The sequence below is a fragment of the Methylobacterium gregans genome, from assembly GCF_022179245.1.
Classification (GTDB): domain Bacteria; phylum Pseudomonadota; class Alphaproteobacteria; order Rhizobiales; family Beijerinckiaceae; genus Methylobacterium; species Methylobacterium gregans.
This window is the reverse complement of record NZ_BPQM01000004.1, coordinates 13,953-28,482: the sequence shown is the minus strand read 5'-3', so window position 1 is coordinate 28,482 and position 14,530 is coordinate 13,953. Positions and strand designations below refer to the sequence as shown.

The following is a 14,530-nucleotide window of genomic DNA, read 5'->3' as shown; positions in this document are numbered from 1 at the left end:
TGGCAGGGCATGGCGACCGCGGCGCTCGGCCTCCGCGCCCTTTCCACCGTCCGGGCTCGGGAAGACTGCGACATGAATGGCCCGGTGCCATGACGACCACGATCGGTGCCGCCGCGGCCGGCTGGACGGCAGCGGAGCCCGCAGCGCGCAGCGGAGCCAGCGTCTGGCTCGTCGATCTCGCCCTGTCGCCGCCGGCCCTGACCGCTTGCGACGCGGTGCTGTCGGAAGCGGAGCGTGCCCGGTCCGACCGCTTCCTGAGGACCGAGGATCGCGACCGCTACCGCGCCAGCCACGCGGCCCTGCGGCTGGTACTCGGCCGCGCCCTCGGTGCCGATCCGCGCGGTCTCGCCTTCGCGACCGGGCCGAACGGCAAGCCGGAACTCGCCGGCGCGGCGCCGGATGCACCCGGCTTCAACCTCTCGCACTCGGGCGGGCTGGCCCTGATCGGCCTCTCGACCCACCATCCCATCGGTGTCGACGTCGAGAGGATCAGGCCGCTGCCCGACGCGCTGCGCATCGCCCGCGGTCATTTTTCACCCGACGAGACCGAGACTCTTGCGACGACGCCCGAGCGTGAGCGCGTGGCAGCCTTCTTCGGCTTGTGGACGCGCAAGGAGGCGGTGGTGAAGGCGCTCGGCGCCGGCCTCGCCATGCCCCTCGATCGCTTCAGCGTGACGCTCCCGCCCGCCGCACCGCGCCTCCTGCGGATGCTGGGCGGCCCCGCTGCCTGGACGCTCCGCGACCTCGAACTCGGCCGCGACTACGCCGCGACCGTTGCCGTCACGGGCGGCGACGTGCCGGTCATTCTGCGAGCGCTGCCAACGGGTTGGCCCGACCATCTCCCGTGACCGCAAAGATTCTCGCGCGAGATTGCCCAAGGCAGCTTGCGGCGCGACGAGGCCGCAGCTATACACCCGCTCGCCGGCGCTGACCGGCCTTCGGAGTGTAGCGCAGTCTGGTAGCGCACCACGTTCGGGACGTGGGGGTCGCAGGTTCAAATCCTGCCACTCCGACCATTAATACAATAGCTTGGGCCGATCCCGAAATTCTCGGCCCATGAAATGGCCCACGAAATGGGCGTTAACGCTTCCCCCCGAAACGCGCCTGCGGCCCCATCCTGGAAATCAGGATGCTGACGCTCGTAGGTCCCATGAAGCGTCTCCATCATCATGCCGAGCATGTCGGCCGCCTCCCATACATCCACGCCCGCCTGCATCAGCCACGTCGCAGCCGTGTGCCGCATGACGTGCGGGACCACCTTCGCGTCGAGCCCGGCGTTGCGCAGACAGCCGCGCCAACCCGTGCGGATAGGGGTGGAGAGCGAATCGCCGCTTGACGTGTGGATGACGTGCAGCACCCCGTGCTCAGCGTCGCTTGCAGCCCAGCGAGTGAGGTGCGGGACGAGGCGATGCGCCACCTTCTCGGGTTGGCGCCGCTTTCTCGTCTCCCGCTCCCCCTCCCCTCGCCGGTAGATCCGACCTCGCTCGAGATCGAACCAGCCGCCGGTCGTGTTCGGGTGACACTGCAGGGGTTCGATCGCCTCGTGCCGGGTGCCGGTGTAGATCCCGATCAGGATGAAGCGGCGGATGTGGGCGCGCCGCGTGCGCGTCACCCGGTCCCGCCGAATCAGGCGACCGTCCGCGTCCCGCCTCCACCGGCGGCCGAGCGGATCCCAGATGAAGCCGAGCGAGGCCGCGAGCAGCCTCATGCCGGGTCAGCCATCTCTCGCGCGCCACCGCCTTCTCGGGCAGCGTCACCTTCGGCACCGCGGCCAGGGTGTACTCGGCATGGTAGAGGTTCACCGCGGCTCGGAGCACCTCGAGATCCCGCCGGTCAGTCGCTACGCTGACGCGCTTTTCCTTCGCAGGCCCCTTCCGTGCAGCTTTCAGAGGCTGGCTCGTCCGCCACGTGACGTAGTCGCGGCAGGACGCGCCCTTGATCGCGGCAACCGGTTTGTCGCCCCAGAACTCCAGCAGCTTCGCCACGTAGGCGAGCATCTCGTCGTACCGGGTGACGGCGCCGGCGCTGGCCTCCTCCCCCGGACGCTCGGCCTGGGCGTAGAATCTCAGGACATCGGCGACAGCGAGCTCGGCGGGAGAATGCGTGCCGACGTCGAGACGTGCTGGCGCCCGATGTAGGTCGCAAGGAAACGCGCAGCGCCGCCATGGTCGTCAGGCCCGCATTCTGCGCTGACCTCAGCGCCTCGGTGGAGGACGACCCAGACAGGTTCGCGGCCGGCGCGCTCCCTGAGCCAGAGGCGGGGCGGCTTGGCTTTGCGGCCCGGCATGGCGTCGTCATCTCCCGTATCGCGCGCGGCGTAGTCAGCATCTTGCCCGCGACCGTACGGACGGCCAAATCGCCGTCCTTGATCGCTGTCCGCAGGCTGGAAAGTGTCAGCGGGCCCGGCGGGAAGACCACCGCGACGGCCTTGTACAGGGTCATGGGCTCGTCGTCGGACCAGAGGTCCGGCGTCGGGCGCTGGGCGATTCGGATGGCCGCGCGCGGCATCTAAGCGCCCTCCCCGGCCGAGACGCTTCGGGCCGTACGGGTGGGCGGCACGTGGTTCCATGCGCTGGGCTTATGAGGCGGCACGGGGCGACGCCGGAACGCTCCGGGCTGCCAGCCGTAGACGGTCAGACCGAGCGCCAGGAGCTCGACCCCCGACAACGCGATCCAGGACGACCGATGATGCTATTCCGCGAAGTGGCCCATGCCCTCGGGCTTGGTGTTCTCACCGTCGATGTCGAGGACACCCTTGACAGCTACCTCTGACGTCGGAGGTGACAGAGCATGAGTGGCGCCTATTGAAGACATCATCTTAGCAATGCGCGCACTCACGCCGCCCTGCACCATGCGGAATGCGTCAAGGGTGTGCTGCGACACGTCAGGACCCAAACCTTGACCATAAGTCTTCGTTAACCCGCCAGCACAGCAGCGGACACGATGGAGACTAGTCATGACAACCCTGAAGGCTGAACTCGCCATTGGTGCTCTTGGCGCTCTGGGTACAGCTGCCGCGATAGCGGTAGTCGTGCAGAGTCTTGCCTTGCCTGCTCACTTCGCTTGAGCTCAGTGAGCATGGGTGGCCTAACAGAGAGGCCGCCCAGTAAATCGCATCGCCGACGCTCACCCATGACGCTCCTCGAGCCATGCCGTTGTGCTCTACGCCATTGAGGATTCGGCTGACCGGGAAGCGCCTTGCTCGACCGGACGCATGATCCTCTTGGATCGCGCGCTCGCTCGTTTGCTGTGAGCGTCCAGCAGTAGTAGCCTTCCCGCTGCGCAAGCTCAGTCGAGTTACGCGGTGTGCTCCCCGATGCCGCACGAACTGCCGATCTCCCTCGTCCTCGCGGCCGGCTTCACGCTTGGGTGCCTTGGCATTCATCGAGCGCGCCGGCATCCGGACGCCATCGCTCTGACCTTGATCTCGCTGCTCGGCCTCACTGCCACGCTGTATGTTGGTCGCCACGCTCACGTGAGCGGTCATCGCACGGCCGAGCATGCGGGGCCCGACCACAACTGGACTGCCGAGCTGAGGCGGCCGACGCCCTGAGCTTTTCCGGGCTGAGGGCGGTCTTTACACGGCGCGGAATCCGCGCGCAGGAGCCGCTGAGTGTCTCAAGGGGGTAATACCTGTTATCCAGCAACCTGGATCCTTTCGGCTTGAAAACTTCTGTTCGCGCTTTACTGCGCTCTTCAGCGATCATGAAGATCATAAGCTGATTATCAGCGCATCATGGGAGGAGTGCATGAAATGCTGCGAGGCTGCCTTCGTTGACTCGTTCCACGCTCTCAAGCGTGCCCATCTCGAACTTGTCAGTGCGTATGACATGGCAGACGCAGCGGGATTTGAAGACCTTTCCAGGTATCCCCTCTACTTCATCGCAGCGGGCTTGGAGCACGTGGAGCGGCTGCACTGTTGCAGGGCGCCGTTCATACAGCGGCTTGCAGCTGTAAAGCGGTTGGAAAACGCGTTCGACGTTGCCGCGAGCGAGTGTGCGGCTGACATCAACCTCTGACCTGCTGTTCTCGGCCGAGGCTCGGCTACCTCACAGGGCGGGCGGAAATCGGAAGGGCGACGGGCGCCTCGTCCGCAGCGGACCGGGCGAGGGTCACAGGCCGGGTGCGGCGGCGCCTCGTGGCGGCGGCCTTGTCGGACCCGCGCTGGGCCTGCGAGCTGCCAGCGCGGTTGCTGGCCGCGTGTCCACGGCGTAGGCCTCGCGGGGGAACCAGTAGCGGCCGCTCATGCCGCCTCCAATTGACACGCCAAGCCGCATTCGACGTCAAAATCGTCATCGCTGTCCGGCAGCGTCGGCAGCTCGGGTGAGCGGCGAACCTCGGCTACGAGGGCGGCGACGGCCGTGCGGCCGTCGAAGGTGTGGCCCCACTCGGCCTCCTCACGGATCCACCTGTTCGCGCGCCACGGCTCCTGCCGGATCACGCGCTTGCGGATCTGGCGGCCCTTCCGGAAGCATAGGTCGCAGTTGCCATGGCCGGGCGGCAGGTCGAGGTCGAAGGGCTGCTTGCGCCAGAAGGCTCGGACCATCGCCTTCGTCACGCCTGCCTCGACCAGCCGGTAGACGACGCGGCGGCCGAAGCGATCGGCGTCGGCCTTGGCCTTGGACACGCGGCCGGGCGGCTCATCGTCGCGCAGGCCGACGACCTCGGTGTAGGCGCCATTCTCGCAGCCCCAGGATCGGGCGAGCGCCTGCGCGGGCAGGATCTTCAGGAACTCGCTGCAGAAGCGCTGCCGCCCGTTCGGTATGGCTCGCTTCATGGCGATCAGGGCGGCGAAGGGCTCACCGTTGCCGGAGGCCGAGTTGAGGCCGACATGGGCGAACCCCGCTGGATCAACCCTCAGGCCGTGCGAGTCGTTTGCCTCCAGTCACTCCCGGAATCCTGTGCGCGCCTCGAGCCGCGCCGGGGTGGCCCGCCACTCGATCCAGGGACGCGGATACCCCAGGGACGCGGATACCCCAGCGTGACTCGACGTCATGGAAGAAGCGGAGCGTGCCAGGATGCTCGCGGCCGGTGTTCGTGAAGACCAAGCGGACGTCCGGCGGTAGGGTCCCGCCATGCGCGGCCAGGATTTGGGCGAGAAGATAGCCGGATGTGCGGCCGCCGCTGAACGCGATCTGGGCCGGCCCCGTGATGCGGTACGGATCGCGCTGCCCGCCGGCCGACGCGGAGGGGCGGACGGGCGCGGTCATGCTGCGGCTCGCAGGCGCGCAGCCAAAGGTCCGGCTATCGCCTCTGTACCCGCGCCGGCCTGTGCAAACCGAGTGCTGCACCGACTGCGGCCAACCCTCATACGCACTGCGCGCCGAGGATAATTCGTAATACAGAGCTTGCGATTGCGATGAGAATTTGAGAGGTCAAAAGATGACGCGATGTTGCGCGCCGCCGCATCGCAGCATGCGAACTGAATTAGATCGTTCGTAAGAAATATTTGGTCTATCTCTCTATGGACACAAGCGATACGGAACCAAAGATTGCAATCGAAGAAAAGATCGAAGATCTGGCAAGATCTATACAAGAACTCGCTCAATCTCTCGACCTGAAGAAGGAGGCCGGCATCGATCCGGGCGATACCCAAAGGCTGGTATCGACGCTGCTGCAGCTGAAATCGATGAAGGAGCTCGGCATCGATGAGCCTCACAGAGAGACGGTTGAGGCCATCGAACGCATGACAGCTGCTCTCAAGCAGGCATCTGCGGGTAAGCGGGCGGACTGAGACCACAGCGAGTAAGGACAGGCTGCCAGCGCAAGTCGGGCATGGGATGCGAGCGGCCACCCGTTAGGCCTCCTCGCGCTCGCGGGCGGCCTCGGCGCGGCCGTCGGCCTGCCCGGCCTCGAAGTGCGCGAGGCGCGCGACGTCGGCCTTGATGTCGGCCGTGAGCTCCTTCCGCATGCCCTGGATGCCGCCCTCGTAGCCGAGGAGGTAGTCGGGGCTCTGGCGGTTGATCGCGGGCGCGGCAAGCGCCTCGTCCTGTTGTTCGTCCTCGTCGCCTTCCGGCTCGTCCGACTCTACGAAGGTGTCGGCCACAGCCAGCGCCGCCTCGGCGGCGGGCTTGGAGGCGACGGCCCAAGCGATCGAGCGCATCAACGAGGCCTACAACAAGGGAGGGCTGCTCGGCGTCGGCAAGTTCCTGAAGGATCTGCCCGGCGACGCCGCGCGCGAGAAGCTCGCCGAGACCCTGCCGGAGCGGAAGAAGGAGCAGGCCGGCCAGATCAAGGCGATCGAGGACGACATCACGGCAACCGAGCGAAGGATGCGGCAGACCGGGCGCTCCCAGGACCAGATCGACGGCGTGCTCCGGTCGAAGCGGGCGGCGCTCGCGGCGGCCAAGCGCGCGCAGGGCGACCTCGACATGGAGACAGCAGGCCTGCGGAAGGATCCGCCGAGCATGCTGCAGGACCCGACCGCGCCGATCCAGGGGCAGACCGGCCCGATCGGTCAGGGCGGCGGCTCGCGGTTCGGCTCGGCGTTCGGCGAGGCCTTCCCGCTCGACACCTCGGGCCGCAAGCCGCTGCCCTCCGTGACACCGCTGCCACCGCGCCGGCCGGCCAGCCTGCCGAACATCTACGGCGACATGAACGACGCGCTTGGGCCGGGGCAGACGATCGCGCCGAAGGTCGACACCTCGCAGGTCGAAGGCGCTCAGACCAAGCTCGACGAAGTCGGGACCAAGATTGACGAGGTTGGGCGGAAAACCATCGCGCCGAGCGTCAACAGCGCACCCGTGGACGGCATCATCGAGAAGCTCGGGCGCGTCCTCGCGCTGATCTCGCAGGTGAACAGCGGCGCCGGCGGCGCAGCGGCGAATGTCAACTCGCTCGCCACGGCGGCCGCGAACGCGGGCGGCGCGATGGGGCGCACCGGCCGTGTCGCGCAGGCCTTCGCGAACTCGCCCTCGGCCGGGGAGGCCTGATCCATGCTCTGGCAGGTTGGCCCGCTCACCATCTCGCGGCGCCCGTACAACATCGAGGAGTGGTCCCGGGAGGCCTCGGCGTCCTGGGCGAAGAAGGAACTGCTCGGGCGGCGCCCAGACCGCGAGTTCACGGGCGAGGGCGAGGAAAAGCTGTCCCTGAAGGGCAGGCTTCACCCGTTCAACCGCCGCGCCATCGCCGGCCTGTCGAGCCTGGAGCTGGCGCACAGCCTCTGCCGCTCCGGGCAAGGCCGGCACGGATCCCCGCAAAGCCGGCGACTGAGCCGCGCGGGCTGACCCTGGCAACCTCACACGACGGCGCCGGCCCACCCGGCGAACAGCCCAGCGGCCAGCCACCCCCCAAATAGCAGTACCGATACCTCGATCGGGTCGCGCCATGCTCCCCACACCTCGGCCGCCGCCGTAATCTTGCCGATCTTTCGCATCGCAACCCCCGCTTCGTGTTCTGATCTACTGAATAGCGAAGCTTGCAGCACTCACCACATCGCGTTGGTGGGTAATCCTTTCGGATGATGCCTGCTGCCAGATCCAGCTGCGTCCCCGCGTGCGCCGCCTAGTCGCCCGACCGCCTCGGCCGCATCGCAAGACCGAGCGCAATGACGAGACCTGTACCGCCCACCGCGGACAGCCCGACAAACAGTAAATCTCCGTCCATGGCGTCCTCCCGGCCCCGGCCAGCAGTAAGTCGGCCGCGAGCTGGATGGAGGCATGGGCCGAATATGCTGGTCCGACAGTGAGCTCCATCACATAAGAGGAATTGACCATGGCAGCCGCCAACTTCGAGCGGGCGCTTGCGCTCGTGCTCGTCCATGAAGGAGGCTACGTCGACCATCCGAAGGATACGGGCGGCGCAACCAACCTCGGCATCACCATCGGCACGCTCTCGGACTGGCTGGGCCGGCCCGCGACCAAGGCCGAGGTCCGGGCGCTCACCCGCGCGACCGTCGCGCTGATCTACCAGAAGAACTACCGGGACGCGGTTCGGGCCGACCGGCTGCCCTCCGGCGTGGATTACTGCGTCTTCGACATCGCCGTAAACTCAGGCCGGAAGCGGGGCGCCATGTCCCTGCAGCGCGCCGTCGGCGTGGCCGACCACGGGGCGGTCGGCGAGATCACGCTGAAGGCGACCACCAGCAAGCCCGCGCTGCAGACCATCGAACGCATCTGCGCGGACCGGCTCGCCTTCTTGCGTAAGCTCTCGACCTGGCCGATCTTCGGGAAGGGCTGGTCGAGCCGGGTTTAGGGCGTGCGGGCCGAGGCGCTCGCAATGACGCAACTCGCGGCGCCGACTGTGTCGGTGGGCGTAGAGCCCTTGCCGCCGCCCTCGGCCGGGCCCGTGTTCGCGCCCGCGCAGCGCAACGGCGGCTCGCCCGCGGCCACCCCGCCGCCGATCGCCACCAACCCCGAGGCCGAGAAGCCGGGCTTATGCGCTGGCGTCCTCGCGCGGCTGCGCGCCGCTCATCCCCCGCGGCAGAAGGGCTGATCCCATGGCCGGCGGCATCATCGGCACCATCGTGAACGCAGCCCTGCCCGGGCTGCTCCCCTCCGTGGCGGATCGGCGAAAATCCTCGTCGACCGCCTCGTCCCGGACCCGGCCCACAAGGCGGCGGCCTAGCGCGAACTTGAGGCGGTGCTGACTGCCCGCGAGACCGCGATCCAGACGACGATCCAGAAGCAGAACGAGGCGCAGAACGCGATCAACCTTGCCGAGGCGCAGGGCAACGACCGCTTCTCGTCCCGCTGGCGCCCGGCCGCGGCGTGGGTCTGCGTGGCGGCACTCGCCTACCAGTACCTGTTCGCGCCGATCGTGACGTGGCTGGGGGCGCCCGTCGGCGTGGCGTTCGCCTTCGCCTTCCCGGCCCCTCCCACGCTCGTGGTGACGGACCTGTGGCCGGTGCTGCTCGGCCTGCTTGGTCTGGGCTTCCAGCGTACCTACGAGCGGACGACGGGCGTGCCCGGCGCACTCCCGCCGCAGCCGGTGCGGCGCTGAATGGCCCCTGAGCCGACCCCAACAACACGAGCGGGAACGCGATGCCAACGCTGCCGGAGGAATCCACCGACACGCCCGTCCTGTCCGGGCAGGGCGACATCAAGAGCGACGTGCGCCTGCTCGCCTATCAGGTCGCACAGCTCGACAAGAAGCTCGATCGCTTCTTCGAGGAGGTAAAGAACAACTATGCGAGCAAGGCCGATCTGAAGAACGTCAGGGACGACGTGGAAAAGCTCAACAACAACATCGGCTGGCTGGTGAAGATCATCATCGGAGCCGTCGTGGTGGCGCTGCTCGGCCTCGTCATCGTGAAAGGAGGCATCGCCCCGCGATGATCAAGCACGTCCCGACGCCCGCACACCTCAAGCCCAAGCCCGAGGACATCGACTTGTACGCGCGCGCCCTGGCCCTGTCTCACGCCCCGCGCCAGATCCCGCTCTACGAGCGGCTGCTGAACTACCTCTACTGGGCCGTGATCCTGGCAGCCATGACGTGGGTCGCCGGCATGGTCATCGACCGCGAGCCGCCGGTGCGGGTCATCGCGCGAGAGGTCGCGAACCCTGGCCGGCAGGTCCGCATTGGCGAGCGGCTGCTGATCAGGTCGGCCCGCGAGCGGACGCGCCAGTGCGAACTCACCCGCCGCTGGTGGCTGGTCGATCGTGGTGATGCTGCCGGCGCTAGAGTTCGAGATCCTGCCGCGGGAGCGGATGCCGTGAACTGCCCGGCACCCGATCAGGATCTCAGCGCCGTCGTCGCCCTGGCCTGCCTGTTAGTCGGGCTGATCGTCGGCGGGGTGGTCGCCGCGCGCGGACCGCCATGATCCGGCCCTGCCCGCGCGTTCAGCTCATACCCAAGAGCATGAACCCTCAGCTCGCCCGGCCCAACGGGGCGGGCTTTTTTATCGTCAGCAATGATCCATCTGAGGTTGTCCTAAATTGTCAGCCGGAAGATCAGTAATCGTGCGCGCCTTCTCGTCCGACGCTTCTAAGCGCCAGGATAAAATCAAGGCAAAAAACACACAGGCAAGGCTTCCTCCGAGCGGAGCCCAGAGTACTGCAGCAAGGCCCCAGAGGGGCTGAAGGAAAAGGAACGTGATCACGCCGCCAAGCAGCGTCACCAGACAGTGTGGTATCATCGGAAGTCCCCCACGCCAACAGGGCGCCGAGCTTCCTGCTGACTTGAAGGCGCCATACCCTGGATGAACACCGGCATAAAGCTCCTAACAGTTAGAGGCCAACCATCGGCTTCCATCCATGCCCCTGCCTTCGTCTGGCCAATATTTTGCGAAGCGGTCGCTTGTCTGAGGCGGCGGCGCTTTGAACGCAAGGCTCAGGTCTGGTTGCAAAAGTATCCGCCCGCTCATGAGCTTGCCAGTATTGCAAACGGCCCGCCTTATGCAGTTGCAGGCTCGTACCGTAAGGTTGCCGGCGGACCGCTCGCACCTCCATTTCGAGAGCAGCAACCATAAGCTGCAAGAAAGGAAGGATCGCTTTCCGGGCGAGGAGCGTTCCAGGGGCGAGGAACACCCCACACGCACGAAAAGAGTTGACGTCTTTTCAATCAACGGTTGTGGTGGGTTACCGGTAGACCATGACGTATCTTATCAAATGTTAAACGAGGCCGAGGCCGAGCCGTGCCAGACGATCCATTCCTGCAGAAGCTCGAACGCGCAGGGAAGCTGTCTGACGAAGAGCGCGTTGAGCTACAGGTTTTGATCAAGGGTCGTCGGACCGTGCTGGCGCGAGATGACATCGCTATCAGCGGCAGTTCCGATCGCGTCTATCTTGTCACAGGTGGGTTCGCTTGCCGGTACAAGACCCTGCAGAACGGCAACCGTCGGATCGTCTCCTTCGTCCTGCCCGGCGACCTCTGCTTCATGCACGACACAGGCGCCTTCGGGCGCGACCTCCGCGTCGGCGCTCTGACACCCTGCACCGTCGCGGATCTCGCTCGATCCAGATTGATCGAGTTGATCGCCCGTTACCCTGGCATCAGCCGGGCAATCTGGTGGGTGACGCTGCGCGAGCTAAGCCGGGCACGCGAATGGATCGTCAACGACGCCCGCCCGGCCAACCAGCGACTCGCCCATACCCTGTGCGAGTTGTTCGTTTGCCTGCAGGTGATTGGACTGGCGGACGAGCACAGCTTCGGGCTCCCGATCTCGCAGACGGATCTAGGCGACGCGCTGGGTGTCTCGGCCGTTCACGTGAACCGTGTTCTGCAGGCGCTTCGTGCGGAGGGGCTGATCACTTGGACGAATCACCGGGTCACGATCCCAGACGTCGAGTCTCTGAAAGAGCTTGCCGAGTTCGAGCCCTCGTACCTGTGCTTCGACGGTTACGGACCCTGAAGGCACCACTCTGCGGTCTCACACTCGGTGGCATATTCGACGCAGAGGTCAGGGCTTCTGCCACGTCATAGCCAGAGCTTGCCGACGGGCGGAACCGACCACGTCGGCGCAATCGCTGCACGTGGCGCGCCAGTGCGGAATACCCTGGAAGAGCGCCTGACTGGAAGGCGGCACCGCGCCATTCTCGTCGAGCGTAGAGACGGAACTCAGCCCGCCCACCCCGCCGGGGGGCTTTTTCGTGTCGGCCGCTCACAGCATCAGTCGAAGGTACCATCACCAAAGGGCGGCCGGCCCTCCAGCGCACCAGCAGTCAGGAAGTGCCGCAACGGATCAACGCCCGCTGCTGCGACGTCGGGGAAGGCGGTCAGATAGCTCGAGGTGTCGAAGCGAGCTGATGGATCCCGACCCTCCCGCCAGCCGGCTGTGTCGTAGTGGAGCAGGGGATCGACGTTGGCGGCCTTCACGTCCTGGTAGGCCGCCAGATAGGCGTTGGTATCGAAGTAGGCGTTTGGGTTGCGCCCCTCGCGCCAGCCGCTGGTGCTGTAGTGACGGTAGGCGGTCTCGAACACGTCGCCGCTCTGACCGCGCGCCGCCTCCCCGACATCCGGATTGGCCAGCAGGTAGTACTCAGCGTCGAACGAGCCGTGAATGACGCTCCCGGGCCGCCCGATGGAGGGGAAGATCTCCCGCCCCTCGGCTTGACCGCTCTGCAGGTAGTGCGCCAGCGGATCTACTCCGGCAGCCGCCACGTCCGGGTTACGGGCGAGGTAGAACTGCGTATCGAAGGCGATGGCGGGATCACGCCCCTCGCGCCAGCCGGAGCTGTCATAGTGCTGCAGCGGATCAACCGAAGCGCGGGCGACGTCGACGTTGGCCGAGCGATAGCCCGCCGTGCTGAAGAGCGGGTTGGGATCACGTCCCTCGATCCAGCCGGCGGTTGCGTAGTGGTGTTCCGGGTCGATTCCTGCGGCGGCCACATCGGGGTAGTGCGCGTTGTAGAACGCGTCGTTCACGAGCGGTGCGCCGTCTGGGTCAATTGTTGATGCGGCCGGCTGATACACGCGTGTGAATACGTCGTCCTCGCCAAAGACGCTTACCGTCTGTGCCGTACCGACCGAGCCTGTCATCAGTGCTACCGCGAGCTGAGAGCTGATGCGGCTTGAGCCAGAAAGCGTGGCCGGATTTAAGCTCGAAACGCTGTTTAATTTAGCTCCAGTTGGAGAGATAAGCTCAGATACTTCAGAGCTTATACCGAAAAAGCTCGTAGATGGCGTAACATCTTTGTCGTAATGGGCTAAAATATTCCCATCAGTTGTAGATGAAAGGTTGAGGTCGCCAACCACATCTGGACGGGAGGTGAAGCCGACCCGCGCAGATGCCCCGATCGTCTGTTCAGAGCCTACGGTCCCGTCCGCCGAGACTAGTCGAAAAACGAAGTTGAAGCCGTTCCTGTAGCCAACAGCAACCCGGCCATCGATCAAGGTCGCCGCGGAAACAGGCGTCAGTTCGCCTTCGCTCAAGATAGAAACGCTAGAAGAGGTCGAGCCACTGCTGTCAAATAACTGGTAGTATGTCTTTCCATATGGCCTTATCTTACCCAATCTCTCGATAGACGAACGTGTATGCTCTTCGCTGGCAACTGCGAACCCACCATTATTGAGCGGCGAAAGCGAGATTTCGCTGAACCCAAAGGAGCCCTGGCTTGCTGTTCCTAGATGTAGGGGGGCAGACAAAACTCTGCCGTGCGATGACAGGATCGTGCCGACGATCTTGCTGCTGCCACCATCCCCGCCGTTGCTCTGCCAAGCCGCGATCAAGCGTCCGTCAGCCAAAGCCGTGATTTCAGGCAGCCCCACCGACGAAGGCGTCGGGGTACCTTCCGGTGCGCGCGCGAGCGAGACTAGATCTGTCTGGGCCACCCCTCCAGCGTTGAACGAGCGCATGCTGATGCCCGAGCCCGTGCTAGACCCGACTGAGCCCTGCGTGAGGGCAACAGCAAAGCCACCGTTGGGCAGAGCCGTCACGGAACTCTGACCTCCTGCCCCAACCAGGATTTCGCGCGTCGTCGGGTTTCCGTTCGCATCGTAGACGCGCGCATAGACGGAACCCGCACCAAACGGAGGCCCATCGACCCACGTCACCACATACCCACCCGACGCCAGCGCAGCGATGTCGGACGCGGTTTGGGTGCCGGTCGGTGACGCGTTGGCGACGAGCGGAGAGCTTGAGACGTAGGTGACCATGTGCGCTTCCCCACCTTTGGAACGCGGCTCAAAGCGTCCAGGTCGAACCGATTAACGGCACAACTCTAAGTCGGTATCTGGCTGGCGCTCAAGCTCGCACGATGATGTTTCCCGTGCGGTGCGTTGGGGTGCCCGAAGGCTGTGAGTAGCGGCAGGCGCTCGTCGACCATACGGCGGGCAGATCTACCGGCATGCTGGCACCTGCAGTGGCACACCCTGCACTACAGCCGCGCGGCGGCCGCCGGAGTAATCCGCTTCCTCTGGCATACCACTTGCGTAGCAGGGTGCCGCCTTATGGCGTTTCCTCTCGAGACTTGGACCGCCCGGTTCGCTGTGGCGGGCCTCTTCGTCTCCGCTGCCCCGGATCGTCAGTCGCGGCATCCTCTCGCGCCTCACCCTCGGCAGCCAATCTGCGGATCACGTTGCCGAGCCGGGTCAGCATCGGCCGGCGCTCGCGGTAGGTCGGCGCCTCATAGTCCAAGCGCCACGCGGCCAGAGCCTCCTCGAGCGTACGGCCGCGCAGGTAACCCGCGGCTAGCGCGCGTCGGCCCTCATCCGCCTCCCCCACGGCGCCCTCAGCCCTGCAGGCTCTCCGCGAAGTCGTCCGGCACCTCGCCGAACTGCCCGAGGATGGTGGCGCTCTCCAACTCCCCCGTCTCGTCGTCTGCCACGATCTGGATCGCCGCCGTACCGGGCATGCGCGCAGCCATAGCCTCGGCCTTCTTCAGCGCGCCACTCTCGGTCAAGGCGAGTTCGGGCCGGTCGGGCTTCAGCCGCTTCCGGTGGATGCTGAAGGTCTGCACCATGAAGCTCGTCTTCAGTGCCATGCTTGGATCCTCTTTCCCCAGCGATCGAGGGCGGTAAGTCCCGCTTCCCGCTCGCGCTTCCGACACCATCCACAGGCGTGCACAGGCGACGAAGATCGCCCCGGGCGCCGGATTGCCCGTGGACCGCCCGCCGTGTTTGTTCGCTAAACGTTCTAGCAGGGGTGAGGCGC

18 protein-coding genes and 1 tRNA gene are annotated in these 14,530 nt (G+C 65.9%); 14 read left to right on the top strand and 5 right to left on the bottom strand.

What is annotated here, in order from left to right; all coding sequences use genetic code 11:
- Positions 1–89: 89 nt before the first annotated feature.
- Together MFF54_RS01165 and MFF54_RS01160 are read left to right on the top strand one after the other, a co-directional pair.
- Entirely contained in the window at positions 90–848 is a 759-nt protein-coding gene (locus MFF54_RS01165; RefSeq protein WP_238300620.1) for a 4'-phosphopantetheinyl transferase family protein, read from the top strand.
- 91 nt (positions 849–939) lie between these two features.
- Positions 940–1,016 (top strand) — tRNA-Pro (locus MFF54_RS01160).
- On the opposite strand, the gene MFF54_RS01155 is transcribed toward MFF54_RS01160, so the two are convergent.
- Entirely contained in the window at positions 995–1,708 is a 714-nt protein-coding gene (locus MFF54_RS01155; protein WP_238300619.1) for a tyrosine-type recombinase/integrase, read from the bottom strand. The genes MFF54_RS01160 and MFF54_RS01155 overlap by 22 nt on opposite strands.
- 411 nt (positions 1,709–2,119) lie before the next feature.
- Between MFF54_RS01155 and MFF54_RS01150 the strand changes: the two genes are divergently transcribed.
- The 3 genes from MFF54_RS01150 (at position 2,120) to MFF54_RS01140 (ending at position 4,019) form a co-directional block, all read left to right on the top strand.
- Positions 2,120–2,512, top strand: a complete 393-nt coding sequence (locus tag MFF54_RS01150; RefSeq protein WP_238300618.1) for a hypothetical protein — start codon at positions 2,120–2,122, stop codon at positions 2,510–2,512.
- An 804-nt stretch (positions 2,513–3,316) separates the two neighbouring features.
- Complete coding sequence (locus MFF54_RS01145; protein WP_238300617.1) at positions 3,317–3,553, top strand: hypothetical protein; 237 nt, start codon at positions 3,317–3,319, stop codon at positions 3,551–3,553.
- 196 nt (positions 3,554–3,749) lie between these two features.
- Complete coding sequence (locus MFF54_RS01140) at positions 3,750–4,019, top strand: hypothetical protein (protein ID WP_238300616.1); 270 nt, start codon at positions 3,750–3,752, stop codon at positions 4,017–4,019.
- Positions 4,020–4,243: 224 nt separating this feature from the next.
- Here the strand turns inward: MFF54_RS01140 and MFF54_RS01135 are convergent, their stop codons facing one another.
- Positions 4,244–4,777 carry a hypothetical protein gene (locus MFF54_RS01135; RefSeq protein ID WP_238300615.1) on the bottom strand — a complete coding sequence of 178 codons (534 nt, stop codon included), beginning with the start codon at positions 4,775–4,777 and terminating at the stop codon, positions 4,244–4,246.
- A 672-nt stretch (positions 4,778–5,449) separates the two neighbouring features.
- Here MFF54_RS01135 and MFF54_RS01130 point away from each other — a divergent pair.
- The gene (locus MFF54_RS01130) at positions 5,450–5,734 is read left to right on the top strand and encodes a hypothetical protein (RefSeq protein WP_238300614.1); all 285 of its coding nucleotides are present in this window, start codon (positions 5,450–5,452) and stop codon (positions 5,732–5,734) included.
- 63 nt (positions 5,735–5,797) lie between these two features.
- On the opposite strand, the gene MFF54_RS01125 is transcribed toward MFF54_RS01130, so the two are convergent.
- Positions 5,798–6,103 (bottom strand): hypothetical protein, encoded by a 306-nt coding sequence (locus MFF54_RS01125; protein ID WP_238300613.1) that lies wholly within the window; start codon positions 6,101–6,103, stop codon positions 5,798–5,800.
- Between MFF54_RS01125 and MFF54_RS01120 the strand changes: the two genes are divergently transcribed.
- The 8 genes from MFF54_RS01120 to MFF54_RS01085 all read left to right on the top strand — a co-directional run bounded on the left by MFF54_RS01120 (position 6,072) and on the right by MFF54_RS01085 (position 11,290).
- Positions 6,072–6,932 carry a hypothetical protein gene (locus MFF54_RS01120; protein ID WP_238300612.1) on the top strand — a complete coding sequence of 287 codons (861 nt, stop codon included), beginning with the start codon at positions 6,072–6,074 and terminating at the stop codon, positions 6,930–6,932. The genes MFF54_RS01125 and MFF54_RS01120 overlap by 32 nt on opposite strands.
- A 3-nt stretch (positions 6,933–6,935) precedes the next feature.
- Complete coding sequence (locus MFF54_RS01115; RefSeq protein ID WP_238300611.1) at positions 6,936–7,226, top strand: phage tail protein; 291 nt, start codon at positions 6,936–6,938, stop codon at positions 7,224–7,226.
- Between the two features lie 487 nt (positions 7,227–7,713).
- On the top strand, positions 7,714–8,193 hold the full coding sequence (locus MFF54_RS01110; protein ID WP_306423940.1) for a glycoside hydrolase family 108 protein: 480 nt from the start codon (positions 7,714–7,716) through the stop codon (positions 8,191–8,193).
- Between the two features lie 24 nt (positions 8,194–8,217).
- Entirely contained in the window at positions 8,218–8,433 is a 216-nt protein-coding gene (locus MFF54_RS01105; protein ID WP_238300610.1) for a hypothetical protein, read from the top strand.
- Between the two features lie 147 nt (positions 8,434–8,580).
- Positions 8,581–8,940 (top strand): 3TM-type holin, encoded by a 360-nt coding sequence (locus MFF54_RS01100; RefSeq protein WP_238300609.1) that lies wholly within the window; start codon positions 8,581–8,583, stop codon positions 8,938–8,940.
- Between the two features lie 41 nt (positions 8,941–8,981).
- Positions 8,982–9,275 carry a hemolysin XhlA family protein gene (locus tag MFF54_RS01095; protein WP_238300608.1) on the top strand — a complete coding sequence of 98 codons (294 nt, stop codon included), beginning with the start codon at positions 8,982–8,984 and terminating at the stop codon, positions 9,273–9,275.
- Positions 9,272–9,760, top strand: coding sequence for a hypothetical protein (locus MFF54_RS01090; RefSeq protein WP_238300607.1), 489 nt, complete (start codon positions 9,272–9,274; stop codon positions 9,758–9,760). Before MFF54_RS01095 ends, MFF54_RS01090 begins: the two co-directional genes overlap by 4 nt.
- Before the next feature lie 813 nt (positions 9,761–10,573).
- Positions 10,574–11,290: a Crp/Fnr family transcriptional regulator gene (locus MFF54_RS01085; RefSeq protein WP_238300606.1), complete on the top strand. Its 717-nt coding sequence runs from the start codon at positions 10,574–10,576 to the stop codon at positions 11,288–11,290.
- A gap of 257 nt (positions 11,291–11,547) precedes the next feature.
- Here the strand turns inward: MFF54_RS01085 and MFF54_RS01080 are convergent, their stop codons facing one another.
- Both MFF54_RS01080 and MFF54_RS01075 read right to left on the bottom strand, forming a co-directional pair.
- On the bottom strand, positions 11,548–13,533 hold the full coding sequence (locus MFF54_RS01080) for a hypothetical protein (RefSeq protein WP_238300605.1): 1,986 nt from the start codon (positions 13,531–13,533) through the stop codon (positions 11,548–11,550).
- Positions 13,534–14,108: 575 nt separating this feature from the next.
- Positions 14,109–14,360 carry a hypothetical protein gene (locus tag MFF54_RS01075; RefSeq protein WP_238300604.1) on the bottom strand — a complete coding sequence of 84 codons (252 nt, stop codon included), beginning with the start codon at positions 14,358–14,360 and terminating at the stop codon, positions 14,109–14,111.
- Positions 14,361–14,530: the final 170 nt, after the last annotated feature.